This window comes from Paraburkholderia sp. SIMBA_053 (assembly GCF_046534895.1).
In the GTDB taxonomy this organism is placed as follows: Bacteria; Pseudomonadota; Gammaproteobacteria; order Burkholderiales; family Burkholderiaceae; genus Paraburkholderia; species Paraburkholderia caledonica.
The window spans coordinates 184,418-199,131 of the sequence record NZ_JAWRXU010000002.1; the positions used below are offsets into that span (position 1 = coordinate 184,418).

A 14,714-nucleotide genomic window follows, 5' to 3' on the forward strand; every position below is an offset into this window, starting at 1 on the left:
CAGGGCGCGCACGCGACTCCGCCCATTTCCGTAGATGTCCTGCGTCAAAGCCGTGCGGCCAGTTCCGCGCCTTCGCGGATTGCACGCTTGGCATCCAGCTCGGTGGCGAGCGCCGCGCCGCCAATCACGTGATAGCGTGGGCCGCCGGCATCCGCCGGTTCCCGCGGATGCAGATCGCGCAGCGATTCCTGCCCTGCACACACGACGATGTTGTCGACCTCCAGCCATTCTTCGACGCCGCCATGCGCGATCTTCAAACCGCGCTCGCTGATTTCCAGGTACGACACCCCGGCCAGCATCTTCACGCCGTTTCGCGCGAGCGTCGCTCGATGCACCCAGCCCGAAGTCTTGCCGAGCCCTGTGCCGAGCTTGCCCGCTTTGCGTTGCAACAGCCAGATTTGCCGGAACGGCCTAGCCGCAGCGGGCGGCTTCAAACCGCCGCGTTCGCTCACGGAAAGATCGACACCCCATTCGTCTAGCCACGCATCGCGCGGCATCGGCAAAGGCTCGCCAGTGGGATGCAGCAGGAATTCGCTGAGGTCGAAGCCGATGCCTCCCGCGCCGATCACGGCGACGCGGCGTCCTACAGGCGCGCCGCGCAGCACTTCCACGTACGACAGAACATTGGGCAGATCGATACCCGCGATTGCGGGCCGACGCGGCACGATGCCGGTTGCGATCACGATGTCGTCGTAAGCACCGGCGGCGAGGAGCGCTGGGTCGACGCGCGTACCGAGCCGCACGTCGACGCAATGCCGTTCCAGCTGGCTTTGGAAATAGCGGATCGTCTCGCTGAATTCTTCCTTGCCCGGCACGCGCATGGCCAGATTGAACTGGCCGCCGATCGTTGCGCCTGCATCGAACAAGGTGACGCGATGTCCGCGCGACGCTGCAACCGTCGCCGCCGACAGCCCCGCCGGTCCCGCACCGACCACCGCGATAGCGCGCACGAGTTGGGGACCCGCGAGCGGTCGATACACCAGCTCGGTTTCGCGCCCCGCGCGCGGATTGACGAGGCAGGTTGCGCGCTGATTCCTGAACGTATGATCGAGACACGCCTGATTGCACGCAATACAGGTGTTGATTTCGTGCGCGCGTCCTTCGGCGGTTTTCAGCACGAACTCCGGATCGGCGAGCAGCGGTCTTGCCATCGAGACCAGATCGCCGGCGCCGTCGGCGATCAATGCCTCCGCGACCTCAGGCGTGTTGATGCGGTTCGAGACGATCACCGGCACCTTCACCGCGGCCTTCAGTCGCGCGCTCAGCGCGGCGAACGCGGCGCGCGGCACCGAGGTGACGATGGTCGGCACGCGCGCCTCGTGCCAGCCGATGCCGGTGTTGAACATCGTCACGCCCGCTGCTTCGAGCGCCTGCGCGACCTGCACGGTTTCATCCCACGTATTGCCGCCTTCCACCAGATCGATCAGCGAGAGCCGATACACGACGATAAAGCGCTTCCCGCAAACCTCGCGAACCCGCTCGACGATCTCGCGCGCAATCCGCATGCGGTTTTCGATGCCGCCGCCGTAGCGGTCCGTGCGCCGGTTGGTGCGCGGGCAAAGGAACTGGTTGAGCAGGTAGCCTTCGCTGCCCATGATCTCGATGCCGTCATAGCCCGCGCGTTGAGCGAGCTTCGCGCAGCGCGCGTAGTCGCGCACCGTCTTCGCAATGCCGGCAATGCTCAGCGCGCGCGGCTTGAACTTCGAGATCGGCGACTTCAAAGCCGATGCCGACACAACTAGCGGCTGATACCCGTAACGCCCCGCGTGCAGGATCTGCAGCGCGATCTTGCCGCCTTCTTCGTGAACCGCCTGCGTGAGCAGTCGATGATTGCGCAGATCGAATACTGAGTTGAGCGTGCCGCCGAACGGCAGCAGCCATCCTTCGCGATTCGGCGAGATGCCGCCGGTGACGATCAGACCAGCGCCGCCCTTCGCTCGCTCACGAAAATACGCGGCCAGCTTTGGATAATTCCAGAAGCGGTCTTCCATGCCGGTATGCATGGAGCCCATCACAACGCGATTGCGCAGGCGGGTGAAACCGAGGTCCAGCTCCGCGAGTAAGTGTTGGTAAGACATACAGGCTGCCGTTGTAAGTATGGGATGCGCACGAACGATACACCGCGCGATCGCGACCACCATCTGAGGAAAGCTTCTAATGCTCGCAAGATGTTGCCCGGTAAGACATTGTCACGCCTCGATAAGCCAAATCGATGGTTGCGGCACAGCCATTGCTCATTGCGTGCGTCCATCGAATGGACCGCGCGGCGCCCTGAAAAGGCGTAATGCGCGCAGGGATAGGAGGGAGTGCTTCGCGAAGGACAGCCGGACCGGGACCGTTCGAACAACGCATCGAACACGGTTTCAGATGGCACTGTCTTTAAGCGTGCGCCCGCATATGAATGGGCGGAGAGCCCGACATCGATATAGGTGAACACAATGAAACTGATCCGAACCATGGCGGCCGTGATTGCCGTTGCTTCTGTCCTGAGCGCGTGCGGCGGGGGCTCCGACGACGTAGGCAAAGAGCTTGGCCTGACGAACCCGCAAATCCATTTCGTGCATGCGATCCCGAGCGGACCGGCCGTGGATTTTCTCGTGAACGGCACCGCACCGTCGGGACAGACGAATGTCTCGTATAAGGGCGTGACGAACTTCACGAACATCAACACGGGCTCGACGAACGTGGGTTATGCGGCAACCGGCACGACGACCGCGCTCGCAAGCGGCAACTTCCCGAACGTCGCGAAGGGCCACGAATATACGGTGCTCGCGTTGCCGGGCGCGGCGGCAGCCGACATCGGTCTGATCGACGATCCGTTCGACAAGGGTCTGCTTTCGAACAGCGCGCGTGTGCGGGGCTTCAACGCATCGGGCAATGCACCGAACCTCGACCTCTATCTGGTCCAGTCGACCAACACGAACATCAGCAACGTAGCCCCGACGATGTCCGGCTTGTCGTTCAAGAACGCGGTGCCGGCAAGCGGCCAGGATTCCATCTACGTGTCGGGCGGCCAGTATGTGCTGATCGCGACGGCGGCCGGCAGCAAGACGCCGATCTATCAGTCGCAGTCGTTCACGTTGTCGAACAACGCTGACTGGCTGATCACGTCGGTGCCGATCGGCGGCGCGCTGAGCCAGCTGGCGGTGGGACAGATCCATCTGCTCGTCGTGCAGAACGGCAACACGAACACGCCGAGCGTCGAATTGTCGAACACGCTGACGGGCGCATAAGTTCGCTAGAGAGCGTGCGCGCATTGCAGCGCACGCGATAGCGGCAAGTCCTGGGGAGGACGGGGCGGCGATCCACGCATGTGGGTCGCCGCTTTGTTTTGTGCGCAAGCATCGATACATGCATTCGATACCCGCACCCGGACATGACCGCGCTCAACAACGTTCAACAACGTTCAACAAAAAACCCGCTGCGGTTTCCCGCAGCGGGTTTCGTTCAAACGCAGCGGCTATGCGCCGCGGCGGCGCTGGCCGCTCGACGTAGAACGACTTACTTCGCCTTTTCAGCGGAGTTGGTAAGGGCGTCGCCGCCCTTCGAGATGTCCTGGCCAGCACCTGCCATGGTGTTGCAGCCGGCGAGCGCGGCCGTGCCTGCGATGAGAAGCAAAGCGATCAGTCGATTCATGAAAGTTCTCCTTGTCGAGAAGGTATCGGTAGACGTGTCCCGCTAGCGGCTGTGCTAGCTGCCGACCCTGGCTTGCGCCAGTCGATCCGGTCTGATTGCATGGTAAAAAAAGGGTGCGTGCCGCGCTGTCGGCTACGCTGCGATTTTGTTGTAGGCGTGCTCTGGTGTTGGCGTCGGCGCACTCCTACAAATACGAGCAGCAGCGGATTCAAGCGCGGCGCAACGCGGCTAGACCGAAGTGCGCGCGGGGAACGGCAACGGGTCGCTGCCCGGCTGCGCCGACGTGCTGACGCTCGGCATCACGACATGGATGTCGGTACCCCTCGGCACGCCGCGTCTGATGTCGAACTGCCCGCCATGCGCGGCGACCCGCTGACGCATGCCGAGCAGTCCATGGGTATGCGTGCGTGTCAGATCGGCTGGCATGATGCCTACGCCATTGTCGGCGATATCGAGCGTGACGCGCCCGTCGCCGACCTGCAAGCCGATCGACACCTGCGACGCTCGCGCGTACTTCGCCGCGTTCGTCAACGATTCCTGCGCGACGCGAAAGAGCGCGATTTCCGTTTGCTCGTCGAGCTGGATATCGTCGGCGGGAAGCTGCAGGTTCAGCGTCCAGTTATTGCGTTGCGCGGCTTCGTCGGCGAGTGTGCGCAGTGCGGTCACAAGACCGAAATTCGCCAGCACGGTAGGCCGCATGTCTTCGATAATGCGGCGCTTGAGCGCAATGCCCTGGTCCAGATTGGCGAGCGCGCGCTTTAACTTCTCGGAGATGTCCGGGTCGCTCTCTTTCAGTTTGCGGTTTGCCCACGCCACGTCCATTTTGCTCGCGGTGAGAATGGCGCCGAGTTCGTCGTGCAGCTCGCGCGCGAGTTGCGTCTTCTCGTTTTCGCTGACGGCCTGCAAATGCCAGCCGAGTGCCTCGAGTTGACGCGTGCGTTCGTTCACGAGTTGATCGAGCTCGCCTTGTTGTGTGATCAATTGACGCTGAACGCGCGCCTGCCGGTCGATCTGAATGCCCAGATTGCGGAAGAGCAGAATGAACAACACGATATTGAGCGCCGACAGGCCAGCCGCGCATAACGTCGAAATGCGCTGATCGGCACGGCTCGCGGCGAGTGCGTGCTGCGCGCGCCGTTCTTCGTTGTCGCGCAGCAGGCTCAGTGTGCTGTCGACGAGCGCCGCATCTACCGCGTTGGCATGGCTCGCGTTGCCGCATGCGCTCAGATCGAGCGGACGAGGCGCCGCGCGTTGCAAGGCGGCGGCGCCGGCGCCGATTCGCGCGTCGATCAGCGCGCGGATTTGCGTGAAGCTCGCGAGCTCCGCGCTATCGGCTTTGGGACTGCGGTAAAAACGCTCCAGCAGCTGTTCGCTGTCGCGAATGCTGACGGCGGTTGCGCAAAAATCGTGAGCCGCGGCGTCACGCTTCGTCAGAAGAAAGTCGCTTTGCTGCGCGCTCAGACGCGATAGCTGACTCGCGAGCGCGCTGAGTTGCACGGTGACGTCGCGGGCTTCGAGCGCTGTCTCGTACTCGGCGGCGATGCGCTCGCGCGCGGTTTCGAGAATCACCAGGCCGCCGACGGTGATCACAATCGCCACGGTCATCGCGATCGCCCAGCTGCGGTTGCGCATCCAGTTGCTCAGGCGGGCCGCGGCGCCGCGTTGCGGCGCCGGGGTTTGCGATCCGGTTCGCGCTTCCTGTTGCGCTTCGTTCTGCACTTTATTGTGCACTTCATTATGCACATCAGCCGCGTTCTGCACGTTTGACACGTTCTACTCCTTGGACACGCATCAGTGTAGCGTCCGCTGCAGTCGCCGCGGGTGCGCGCCCGCGCGCTGGCGCGCACATTGTGCGTGGCGAATCTGCGTCCCGGCCGCTTCGCGTAAAGCGGCCGTAATCCAATGTAAGCGGATTCTCACACGAAAACCGGAGTGCGTCGGAATGCGCCCGGCGATACAGCTGGATACGATGGAACCTGATCCCATTCACTGTTCTGGAGGAAGCCATCATGCTGAAGTGGGCGTTGTTCTTCGCCGTCATCGCGGTGATCGCCGGCCTTCTTGGGTTCACCGGCGTGGCTGCGGGCGCGGCGGCAATCGCGAAGTTCCTGTTTGTCGTGTTCCTGATTCTGTGCGTGGTGTTCCTCGTGCTCGGCTTCGTGGTGACGAAAAAAATCGTCGATTAGCGCCGCTTTGCCTCCTCGAGGCGCCTGAAACTGGGCGCTTAAGCAAAGCGGCACGCGCAACCTGAGCGCACGGAAATCCCCGCAGATACCAACAAGAAGGAGAGTCGCCATGCTTCACTATGCCATCGTGTTCTTCGTCATCGCCATCATTGCTGCGGTGTTCGGTTTCACCGGAATCGCGGCGGGCGCGGCCGAGATCGCGAAGATACTGTTCTATATTTTCCTCGTCGTGTTCGTGGTCACGCTGCTGCTCGGTGTCTTCCGAACATAGATCTGAACATGATTCTATCGGCGCATCGCGCGGGCACCTTGCGTGATGCAGCCACCCCCCAATACGGATAAAGGAGAGATTCAATGGCGAACACACCTGGCGCCCAAGGCGCGGCATCGCAGTCGAGCGATCCGTTCGTGATGGACATTCAGAAGATCCGCGACGACGCCCGCAAGCACATGTCGGATGGTCCGGTCACGCAAACTTACGGCGCTGATCGCGACACGGTGCTCAAGCTCCTCAACGACGCGCTGGCTACCGAAATCGTCTGCACGTTGCGCTACAAGCGCCATCATTTCATGGCGAAGGGCATCAACTCGGAAGCGGTAGCCGCCGAATTCGCGGAGCACGCGGCCGAAGAGCAGGAACATGCCGACCGTATCGCCGAGCGCATCGTGCAGCTTGGCGGCGAGCCGGACTTCGCGCCGGACGGCCTGAAAACGCGCGCGCATTCCGAGTACAAGGAAGGCGAGAACCTGACGGACATGATTCGCGAGAACCTGGTGGCCGAGCGCATCGCTATCGACACCTATCGCGAGATCATCCGCTATCTTGGCGAGAAGGACGTGACGACGCGGCGTATGTTCGAAGAAATTCTCGCAGTCGAGGAAGAGCATGCGGACGATATGGCCGACCTGCTCGAAGGGCGCGAGTGATTGCGCCTGGCATGGCGAGCTTGCGGCCGGCGGTTCCGGCCGCGATAACGCCAAAGTACGGCGCGACGTCATTACAATGTCTGCTTTGGAGCGATTCCATCGTACGGACACCAAGCCGATGATTCGAGTGTTGATAGCTGACGACCACGCGATCGTCCGAGGGGGTTTCAGACAGTTCGTCGCCGACGAGCCGGACATGTGCGTCGCGGCGGAAGCGGCCACCGGCGACGAAACCATCAGCCTCGTGCGCGAACAGGCATTCGACGTCGTGCTGCTCGACATTGCGATGCCGGACAAGAACGGCATCGACACCTTGCGCGTCATCAAGCAGGTGCGCCCGGAGCAGGGCGTGCTGATCCTCTCGGGCTACCCGGAGAGCCAGTACGCGATCAACCTGCTGCGCGCGGGCGCGAACGGTTATCTGAACAAGGACTGCGAACCCGACGAGATCGTGCGCGCGATTCGTGCGGTAGCGCGAGGGCATCGTTATTTATCCGAGGCGGTGGCCGACACGCTTGCCGACAATCTCGACAAACCGGCGGCGGCGCGGCCGCACGAAGCGCTGTCCGAGCGCGAGTTTCAGATTTTCTGCAAGCTCGCGGCGGGGCAGATTCCCACGCAGATTGCCGAGGAACTGCATTTGTCCGTGAAAACGGTCAGCACGTATAGGGCTCGCGTGCTCGAGAAAATGCGCCTGGCGAACAATGCCGATCTGACTTATTACGCGATCAAGAACGGCTTGATCGAATAATGGACGATCGAGAAATCCCGATGAACAGCGAATCGAACACCGTTGCCGAGTCAGCCAGCCGCGCACCGTTGCGCGTGCTGCTTATCGAGGATTCGCCGCTGATCCGCCGCAGTCTCGTGGAGGCGATCGACGCGTCGGGTTCGCTGCGCGTGGCGGCTTATGCCGATTCGGCCGACGAAGCCATCGCGCTCCTGAGCGACGACGCGTTCGACGCGGTGATTGTCGATCTGCAATTGAAGCAGGGCTCGGGCGTACCCGTCCTGGCCTATTTGCAGCGCGAAGGTTTGATCGACTCCGTGTTCGCCGCGGTGCTGACCAACCATGCGTTGCCGGCTTATCGCGAGCGCTGCGAACAATATGGCGTGCGCCACTTCTACGACAAGTCTTTCGAATTCGATCGCGTAATCGATGCACTGCACGAGTACGCATTCGCACGAAGCAACGGCTAAGCGTTCGCCGCGATCAACCTTTGGCAGTACGAGCCTGCAGCGCCAGATGGTTCCATGCGGCGAGGCCCGCGAACAACAGACCCGCGACGCTCACACCCACCCATCCGAAAACCGGCCACACCGCTGCGCCGACGCCTGAGCCGATCGCTCCGCCGATGAAATACGCAACCATGTACACGGTGTTCACGCGGCTGCGTGCGTCGGGCTTGAGCGCGTAAATGCGCGACTGATTCGAAATCTGCGCGGCCTGCACGCCGACGTCGAGCACGATCACGCCAATCACGAGTCCCACGATGCTCTTCGCGGATGCGCCGAACACGACGAAGGAGATTGCCACCAGCACGATGGACAGCGTGATGATCGCGCGTGGTCCGCGGCGGTCCGCGAACTTGCCGGCAAGAGGCGCGGCGAGCGCCCCCGCCGCGCCGACGATGCCGAACAGTCCCGCAGCCTGTGGTCCGAGATGGAACGGCGCGCCCGCCAGCAACAGCGCAAGCACCGACCAGAAGATACTGAAACCGGCGAATAGCGCGGCGCCCGTCAGCGAAGCCTCGCGCAACGCGCGATGCTCGACGAGCAGATGCCACATCGACATGAGCAGCTTGCCGTAGGTCAGCGTCGAGGTCGGCTTGCTTTTCGGCAGACGCAGGATGATGACCACGGCAAGCACGAGCAATGCGACCACGGAAGCGGCGAATACCGCACGCCAGCCGAGGTATTGCGCAACGAGGCCTGCAGCTGTCCGCGCCAGCAGGATGCCGAGCAGCAGACCGCTCATCACCGTGCCGACCGCATGCCCGCGCTCCGACGGCGGCGCGAGTTCGGCGGCGAACGGCACCGCCTGTTGGGCGATGGTAGCGAGCACACCGATCGCGAGGCTCGCGACGATCAGCACCGACAGCGTCGGCGCGGCGGCCGCCACGACAAGCGCGACGCACATGCCCGCAGTCTGTAGCAGGATCAGCGCCCGCCGGTCGAAGCGATCGCCTAGCGGCGCGAGCAGCAACATGCCGGCCGCGTAGCCGAGCTGAGTGATGGCCGGCACCGCGCCTACCCATGACGCGCTCGCGGGGAACGACTGCCTGAAGTTGTCGAGCAGCGGCTGGTTGTAATAGATGTTGGCGACCGAGATGCCGGCAATGGTCGCGAGCAGAAGCAGCAGGCTGCGCAGCGACCGGTCGGCGGAGGCGGGTGTGGACGCGTTGGAAGTGGACATGAGAGAAGCGGTGGGCGGACCGGCCCATGCACGGTCCTCAAGCGTGCCGATCATACCGGAGCGAACCGGATTGTGCTGACTCGCCGCCACTCGTGCGCCATGTGCGCCCGTGACAAAAATGCGAAGTTTGCCGGGCCCGGATTCGTAGAATCGGCGCGCTATCTCAGCCAACTCCGTACGATCTCATGAAAGAGCCCATGACACGCTCGATTCAACGCCAGTCGCCACGCATTGGCGGATGCCTGCTCATCGCGCTGATCTGTTTCGCGGCGTGGGCGCTCGCTACCGCAATCGCAATGCGCGACCCACTGGAAATGATGCTCGAATGGGAATTGCTTGCGGTATTCGCGCGCGCCGGAACACATGGCTGGTATCGCACGGTGATCGTCATGGTCGGCGCGAATGTGATGACCGGCGCGTTCATCGTGGCGGGTGCAGGTTGGCTGACGCTCCTCGCCGTGCGTAGATCGGCGCGCTTTAACGTGCACGTGCAGGCGTGGCTCGGTGCGATTCTGGTGCTGCGCACCGGCGCTTATCTGGCAAGCGATTACATGACGCATGCGATTGGGATCGACATTGCGATTCCGTTCGACGGCCTGATCCAGGCGATCGTCGCGGCCGCGCTCGGAATACCGTACTTCAGCGTATCGCGGCGCGCGCGTCGAACGTTCGTCAATCGCTGATCCATCAGAAACGGACGCGTGTTCAGTCGATTAGCGCACCTTCCGGCTCGTGGAACGGATAGGGACCGTCGGCGGCATCGACATACGCGTGATGCGTAACCAGACCTGTTGCCGGATCGTAGCGATGCAGCGCATACGCAGGCGGTTCCATCATGAACGCCGACGGCGCGTCGTCGCGAAGGTCGAGCGCGACCTGATGCGCGGGCGCCGGTACCGCGGATGCAATCGTGCCGCCAAAACGCACGAACATCGGGCGATGCACATGCCCGCAGATCACGCGCTCCACGTTCGGATAACGCGCGATCAGTGCAGCCAGTCTGGCTGACGCAGAAGGATCGAGCCGCAACTCGTCCATATGTCCGATGCCGCAAGCAAACGGCGGATGATGCAGCGCGACGATTGTTGGCTTGCCGCTCGCCGCGTCGAGTTGCGTCTCGAGCCACGCGAGCCGCGCGTCGCACAGCGTACCGGCGCTTTGGCCCGGCTCCAGCGAATCGAGAGCGATCACGCGCAATGCGCCGACATCGAATGCGTACTGGACGAATTCGCCGCCGCTGTGCAGTTCCGCACGGTCGGGGAAGGCGGCGCGCAGCGCGGCCCGGTCGTCGTGATTGCCGACCAGCAGAAAGTAGGGCAATTCAAGCGGCGCGAGCAGCGTCTTCAGATGTTCGTACTGTTGCGGATCGCCCTGATCGACGAGGTCGCCGGTGATGATCACGGCGTCAGGACGGGGAACGAGTGCGTTCAGCGCATCGACGCAACGCGCGAGATACGCGGCGGTGTCGACGCGGCGATAGGCGAGCCCGCCGGGCCGCTTGATATGCAGGTCGCTAATTTGAGCCAGCAGCATGGGATAGTCCTTGTTTGAGCGCGCTCAAAAGCAGCGCCGCGTTATTACGATAGCGCAATCAGCGCGTCCTGCACGATCGAGATGCCGACCGGCGTGCCGCGCGCCAGTTCGACGCGGCCCGCGACGTCGACGAGCAACGCATCCGGTGCGGCGCCGCTGATCGTCAGGCGCGTGCGCTCACCGAGAAACGCGCTTGTTTCGACGTGACCTTGCAGTTGTGCGTGTGCGGGATCGGCGAGAAACGCGTCTTCTGGGCGGAAAAAAATCTCGTGCGCCGAGCGTGCCGGCGTCGCAATTTGCGTGGGCGTCGAAGGCAGCGGCACGGCACCGCCCGTGGTCGTCAACATGTTGCCGCGGCGTTCGCCGGCGACACGGTTGATCGTGCCGACGAACTGCGCGACGGTGCGATTTGCAGGTCGGTAGTAGATGTCGCGCGGGGACCCAATTTGCTCGATGCGCCCGGCGCTCATTACGACGATGCGGTCGCCCAGTTCCATCGCTTCGGCCTGGTCGTGCGTCACATACACGGTCGTAATGCCCAGTTTGCGCAGCAGCGTGTTCATCTCGCTGCGCAGTGCGTCGCGCAAACGGGCGTCGAGTGCCGTGAGCGGTTCGTCGAGCAGCAGCACGCGCGGCTGCACGGCAAGCGCGCGTGCCAGCGCCACGCGTTGACGCTGTCCGCCGGAGAGCTGGTCGATCGGTTTATCGGCATGCGCGGTGAGGCGCATCATGTCAAGCAATTCGTCGATGCGCTGCCGCGCTGTCGCCGCAGGCATACGTTTGATCTTCAATCCGTAACCAATGTTGCCGCGCACGGTCAGGTTAGGAAACAGCGCATAGCTCTGGAACACCATGCCCACCTGACGTTTTTCGATGGGCAGGGCGGTGACGTCGTCGTCGCCGAATGCGATGCGGCCGCCGGCGTCGGGCGTTTCGAGTCCTGCGATCATGCGCAGCGTCGTGGTCTTGCCGCAGCCGGACGGACCGAGCAGCACGAGCGTCTCACCGGCTTCGATATGAAGATCGACCGGTTCGAGCACACGTGTGCCGCGGAACGTTTTCGCGCATTGCGTCAACGTGATGGGAACCGAGCCGGCAACAGAAGCGGGCACAGCGGTAGAGGCGAGTTTCATGGTGTCGTGACGGAATTCGAAGCAGAACCGGCGATGCGTTTTTTCGCCGCGTTGCGCTGCCCGGTCGCATCGACGCCGAGCCATTGCATTGCGACGAGGAGCGGCATCGTCATGATGAAAAAGAGAATCGTGTAGGCGCTGCCGATTTCGATGCGCATCGACGCATATGTGTCGGCGAGACCGACCGGCAGCGTTTTCGTGTCGGGCGTGTGCAACATCCACGTCAGATTGAATTCGCCGATGGAAAGCGTCAGCACGGCGAGCGCGCCCGCCACGATGCCCGGCCTCGCGTTCGGCAGAACGATGGTCACGAAGCGCTGCATGAAACTCGCGCCGAGACTTGCCGCGCCTTCTTCGAGCGTGCGCAGGTCGCTGCTCGCGCACACTGCGGCAACCGCGCGCACCATGAACGGCAGCGTGAACACCACATGTCCGACGACGATAAACGCCACGCTCATGCGGAACATCGTGAAGCCGCCGTACACCACGAGGAGCGCGAGAGCCGATGCGAGACCCGGCAGTGCAATCGGCAGCACGAGGAATTCCTCGACGATGCGCGAAAGCCGCGTCTTGCTGCGCGCGAGCACGTAGCCTGCGGGAACGCCGGTCAGCAGCGTGATAAGCAACGTGATCGCTGCCACTTCGAGAGACAGGAACACCGAGCCGTGATACTGCGTCCACACTTCGACGAGCCAGCGCAGCGTGAAGCCGCTCGAAACACCCTTGAAGTAGTTGACGGTCACGCCGGCGACGATCGACATGACAACCGGCACGATCAGGAACGCGCATAGCAGCAGCGTGACGAGCCATTGGCCCGCCGTGAGCCACGCTCTTGCATCGGGCAGACGGAACCGCGTACGTGGCTTTGCCTCGGACGGCAAAGAGGAAGTAATGGAATTCATCGAGAGGTTCTGCTTCCGGTTGGGTTCGCGCTGTATCGAATGACGCCGCTCATGCGCTCGCCGCCACGGCTGAGCCGCTCACGCTGCGCGCCAATGCAAGCACCGCCCACGTGACGATGCCGAGCACGATCGAAAGTCCGGCCGCCGTCATCATGTTCGCGTTGAGCGTGAACTCGGTGTAGATGGTCATCGGCAATACGTCGATGTCGGTTGCGAGCGTGAATGCCGTGCCGAACGCGCCCATCGCGGTCGCGAAGCACACCGCGCCCGCCGCGATCAGGCCGGGCGACAGCGCGGGCAATACGATGTCGCGCGTAATGCGCCACGGCGACGCGCCGAGCGAACGCGCGGCTTCTTCGAGCGATGCATCGAGCTTGGTTGCCGACGCCATCACCGTGACGATCACGCGCGGAATCGAGAAGTACAGGTAGCCGAGAAAGAGGCCGCTCATCGAGTAGGCGAACACCCAGCGGTCGCCGGTGAGCTTGAGCGACAGCGCTCCGATCAACCCCTGGCGTCCCGCGAGCATGATGACCATGAAGCCGACCACTACGCCAGGAAACGCGAGCGGAAACGTCAGCAACGCGAGCAGCGTGCGCTTGAACGCGAACTCGCGACGCGCGAGCAGCAAACCGGCGATCACTGAGAGCACTAACGTGGCCGCCGTGACGGCCGCCGACAACACGATCGTCGCGCCGAGGCTCGACATGTAGCGCGGATTCGTCAGCATCGCGCGGTAGGTGGCGAACGCGTGGCCGTCGCCGCTCAGTTGCGCGAGGGCGCCCATCGGCAACAGCCAGAACGCGATGAAGACCGCTAGCGCCGGCGCGATCAGTGCAATGCGCCAGCGCAGTGGGAACGTAATGTCGTTCAATGCATCACCTGCAGATAACGCTCGCCGAAGCTCGACTGCTTCTCGGCCATCTTGCCGAAGTCGACGGGTTTTGCGCGTGCGTAGTCGCTTGCCGGCAGGAATTTTGCGGCGGTCTGCGCGCTCATCGCGTTCGCGCGAACCGGGCGCAGATACGCATCGGCCCACAATTTCTGGCCTTCGTCGGAGAGCACGAAGTCGAGCACCTTCTTGCCGTTCGCTTCATGCGGCGCGCCCTTCACGAGACTCATCACGTACGGCACGGAGATCGTGCCTTCCTTCGGGATCACAAATTCGACGTTCGCGTGATCCTTGTATTTCGCGCGATAGGCGTCGAAATCGTAGTCGAGCAGAATTGGAATTTCGCCGGACATGACGCGCGCGTAGGCGGTCTGCTTCGGCACGATCGGCGCGTTGGCCTTGAGCTTGCGAAACCAGTCGAGGCCCGGTTCGAAGTTATCGAGCGTGCCGCCGAGCGCCTGATTCACCGCGACCGCGCCTGCATAGCCGACGAATGCGCTCGACGGATCGAGATAGCCGACCATGCCTTTGTACTCGGGCTTGAGCAGGTCTGCCCACGAGCGCGGCACGGGCTTGCCTTCGAGCGCGTCCTTGTTGACGAAGAAGCCGAGCGTGCCCGAGTGGATCGTGAACCAGTAGCCTTGCGGGTCTTTCATGTTCGCGGGGATGTCGTCCCAATGCGCGGGCTTATACGGCTCGACGACACCCTTGTCTTTCGCCTGGAAAGCCGATGAGACGCCCAGATACACCACGTCCGCCACCGGGCTCTTTTGTTCCGCCATCAACTGCGCGATCGACTGGCCGGAGTTCTTGTTGTCGAACGGCACGCGAATGCCGGTCTTCTGCTGGATCGCCTTGATCTGACTTGCCCAGTCGGCCCATTCGGGCGGGCAGTTGTAGCAGATCGCGGTTTCATCGGCGTGGGCCGTTTGCGAGGTGACGGTGGCAAGCGCGGCGGTCACGAGCGTACCGGCGCACAGTGCGACGGCGGTGGATTGGACGAGGCGGCGCATCAGCGGTGTGACTGCCGATGCAAGGCGTACGGAAGAGCGGATCACTGCGGTTCTCCTGGAATGGAAGAGAGCGGGT

The 14,714-nt window shown here is 63.0% G+C and carries 16 protein-coding genes; 7 read left to right on the forward strand and 9 right to left on the reverse strand.

The window, feature by feature from the left end; all coding sequences use genetic code 11:
- Window positions 1–44: 44 nt before the first annotated feature.
- Window positions 45–2,078, reverse strand: coding sequence for an FAD-dependent oxidoreductase (locus SB753_RS07395; protein ID WP_410799798.1), 2,034 nt, complete (start codon window positions 2,076–2,078; stop codon window positions 45–47).
- 360 nt (window positions 2,079–2,438) lie between these two features.
- Here SB753_RS07395 and SB753_RS07400 point away from each other — a divergent pair, with 360 nt between their 5' ends.
- A complete protein-coding gene (locus SB753_RS07400; protein ID WP_020065432.1) occupies window positions 2,439–3,233 on the forward strand; it encodes a DUF4397 domain-containing protein in 795 nt (264 codons plus the stop codon).
- 268 nt (window positions 3,234–3,501) lie between these two features.
- Here the strand turns inward: SB753_RS07400 and SB753_RS07405 are convergent, their stop codons facing one another.
- Together SB753_RS07405 and SB753_RS07410 are read right to left on the reverse strand one after the other, a co-directional pair.
- Window positions 3,502–3,636 (reverse strand): entericidin A/B family lipoprotein, encoded by a 135-nt coding sequence (locus SB753_RS07405; RefSeq protein ID WP_020065433.1) that lies wholly within the window; start codon window positions 3,634–3,636, stop codon window positions 3,502–3,504.
- Window positions 3,637–3,864: 228 nt separating this feature from the next.
- The gene (locus SB753_RS07410) at window positions 3,865–5,406 is read right to left on the reverse strand and encodes a sensor histidine kinase (RefSeq protein ID WP_410799800.1); all 1,542 of its coding nucleotides are present in this window, start codon (window positions 5,404–5,406) and stop codon (window positions 3,865–3,867) included.
- Between the two features lie 239 nt (window positions 5,407–5,645).
- Here SB753_RS07410 and SB753_RS07415 point away from each other — a divergent pair, with 239 nt between their 5' ends.
- The 5 genes from SB753_RS07415 (at window position 5,646) to SB753_RS07435 (ending at window position 7,949) form a co-directional block, all read left to right on the forward strand.
- Window positions 5,646–5,822 carry a DUF1328 domain-containing protein gene (locus SB753_RS07415; protein WP_020065435.1) on the forward strand — a complete coding sequence of 59 codons (177 nt, stop codon included), beginning with the start codon at window positions 5,646–5,648 and terminating at the stop codon, window positions 5,820–5,822.
- A 109-nt stretch (window positions 5,823–5,931) separates the two neighbouring features.
- Window positions 5,932–6,093, forward strand: a complete 162-nt coding sequence (locus SB753_RS07420) for a DUF1328 domain-containing protein (RefSeq protein ID WP_006052455.1) — start codon at window positions 5,932–5,934, stop codon at window positions 6,091–6,093.
- Between the two features lie 83 nt (window positions 6,094–6,176).
- Window positions 6,177–6,749, forward strand: coding sequence for a bacterioferritin (locus SB753_RS07425; RefSeq protein ID WP_020065436.1), 573 nt, complete (start codon window positions 6,177–6,179; stop codon window positions 6,747–6,749).
- Window positions 6,750–6,867: 118 nt separating this feature from the next.
- A complete protein-coding gene (locus SB753_RS07430; protein ID WP_013338705.1) occupies window positions 6,868–7,500 on the forward strand; it encodes a response regulator transcription factor in 633 nt (210 codons plus the stop codon).
- A 20-nt stretch (window positions 7,501–7,520) separates the two neighbouring features.
- Window positions 7,521–7,949, forward strand: coding sequence for a response regulator (locus SB753_RS07435; RefSeq protein WP_027775480.1), 429 nt, complete (start codon window positions 7,521–7,523; stop codon window positions 7,947–7,949).
- Between the two features lie 13 nt (window positions 7,950–7,962).
- Here the strand turns inward: SB753_RS07435 and SB753_RS07440 are convergent, their stop codons facing one another.
- Complete coding sequence (locus SB753_RS07440; RefSeq protein ID WP_410799803.1) at window positions 7,963–9,165, reverse strand: MFS transporter; 1,203 nt, start codon at window positions 9,163–9,165, stop codon at window positions 7,963–7,965.
- 197 nt (window positions 9,166–9,362) lie between these two features.
- Between SB753_RS07440 and SB753_RS07445 the strand changes: the two genes are divergently transcribed.
- Complete coding sequence (locus SB753_RS07445; RefSeq protein ID WP_410799805.1) at window positions 9,363–9,848, forward strand: DUF2569 domain-containing protein; 486 nt, start codon at window positions 9,363–9,365, stop codon at window positions 9,846–9,848.
- A gap of 22 nt (window positions 9,849–9,870) precedes the next feature.
- On the opposite strand, the gene SB753_RS07450 is transcribed toward SB753_RS07445, so the two are convergent.
- The 5 genes from SB753_RS07450 to SB753_RS07470 are packed head-to-tail and all read right to left on the reverse strand — an operon-like array spanning window position 9,871 to window position 14,683.
- Window positions 9,871–10,698, reverse strand: a complete 828-nt coding sequence (locus tag SB753_RS07450; protein WP_410799807.1) for a phosphodiesterase — start codon at window positions 10,696–10,698, stop codon at window positions 9,871–9,873.
- A gap of 44 nt (window positions 10,699–10,742) precedes the next feature.
- Window positions 10,743–11,831 (reverse strand): ABC transporter ATP-binding protein, encoded by a 1,089-nt coding sequence (locus tag SB753_RS07455; RefSeq protein ID WP_408171002.1) that lies wholly within the window; start codon window positions 11,829–11,831, stop codon window positions 10,743–10,745.
- The gene (locus tag SB753_RS07460; protein ID WP_410799809.1) at window positions 11,828–12,733 is read right to left on the reverse strand and encodes an ABC transporter permease; all 906 of its coding nucleotides are present in this window, start codon (window positions 12,731–12,733) and stop codon (window positions 11,828–11,830) included. The genes SB753_RS07455 and SB753_RS07460 overlap by 4 nt, the downstream gene beginning before the upstream one ends.
- 49 nt (window positions 12,734–12,782) lie before the next feature.
- The gene (locus SB753_RS07465; protein ID WP_020065443.1) at window positions 12,783–13,607 is read right to left on the reverse strand and encodes an ABC transporter permease; all 825 of its coding nucleotides are present in this window, start codon (window positions 13,605–13,607) and stop codon (window positions 12,783–12,785) included.
- Window positions 13,604–14,683, reverse strand: a complete 1,080-nt coding sequence (locus SB753_RS07470) for an ABC transporter substrate-binding protein (RefSeq protein ID WP_410799811.1) — start codon at window positions 14,681–14,683, stop codon at window positions 13,604–13,606. The genes SB753_RS07465 and SB753_RS07470 overlap by 4 nt, the downstream gene beginning before the upstream one ends.
- Window positions 14,684–14,714: the final 31 nt, after the last annotated feature.

Excerpts from the sequence above, each read along its gene's own strand:
- SB753_RS07395 (WP_410799798.1), bottom strand. The coding sequence starts at position 2,078 with ATGTCTTACCAACACTTACTCGCGGAGCTGGACCTCGGTTTCACCCGC.
- SB753_RS07400 (WP_020065432.1), top strand. The coding sequence starts at position 2,439 with ATGAAACTGATCCGAACCATGGCGGCCGTGATTGCCGTTGCTTCTGTC.
- SB753_RS07405 (WP_020065433.1), bottom strand. The coding sequence starts at position 3,636 with ATGAATCGACTGATCGCTTTGCTTCTCATCGCAGGCACGGCCGCGCTC.
- SB753_RS07415 (WP_020065435.1), top strand. The coding sequence starts at position 5,646 with ATGCTGAAGTGGGCGTTGTTCTTCGCCGTCATCGCGGTGATCGCCGGC.
- SB753_RS07420 (WP_006052455.1), top strand. The coding sequence starts at position 5,932 with ATGCTTCACTATGCCATCGTGTTCTTCGTCATCGCCATCATTGCTGCG.
- SB753_RS07425 (WP_020065436.1), top strand. The coding sequence starts at position 6,177 with ATGGCGAACACACCTGGCGCCCAAGGCGCGGCATCGCAGTCGAGCGAT.
- SB753_RS07430 (WP_013338705.1), top strand. The coding sequence starts at position 6,868 with ATGATTCGAGTGTTGATAGCTGACGACCACGCGATCGTCCGAGGGGGT.
- SB753_RS07435 (WP_027775480.1), top strand. The coding sequence starts at position 7,521 with ATGAACAGCGAATCGAACACCGTTGCCGAGTCAGCCAGCCGCGCACCG.
- SB753_RS07440 (WP_410799803.1), bottom strand. The coding sequence starts at position 9,165 with ATGTCCACTTCCAACGCGTCCACACCCGCCTCCGCCGACCGGTCGCTG.
- SB753_RS07445 (WP_410799805.1), top strand. The coding sequence starts at position 9,363 with ATGACACGCTCGATTCAACGCCAGTCGCCACGCATTGGCGGATGCCTG.
- SB753_RS07450 (WP_410799807.1), bottom strand. The coding sequence starts at position 10,698 with ATGCTGCTGGCTCAAATTAGCGACCTGCATATCAAGCGGCCCGGCGGG.
- SB753_RS07455 (WP_408171002.1), bottom strand. The coding sequence starts at position 11,831 with ATGAAACTCGCCTCTACCGCTGTGCCCGCTTCTGTTGCCGGCTCGGTT.
- SB753_RS07460 (WP_410799809.1), bottom strand. The coding sequence starts at position 12,733 with ATGAATTCCATTACTTCCTCTTTGCCGTCCGAGGCAAAGCCACGTACG.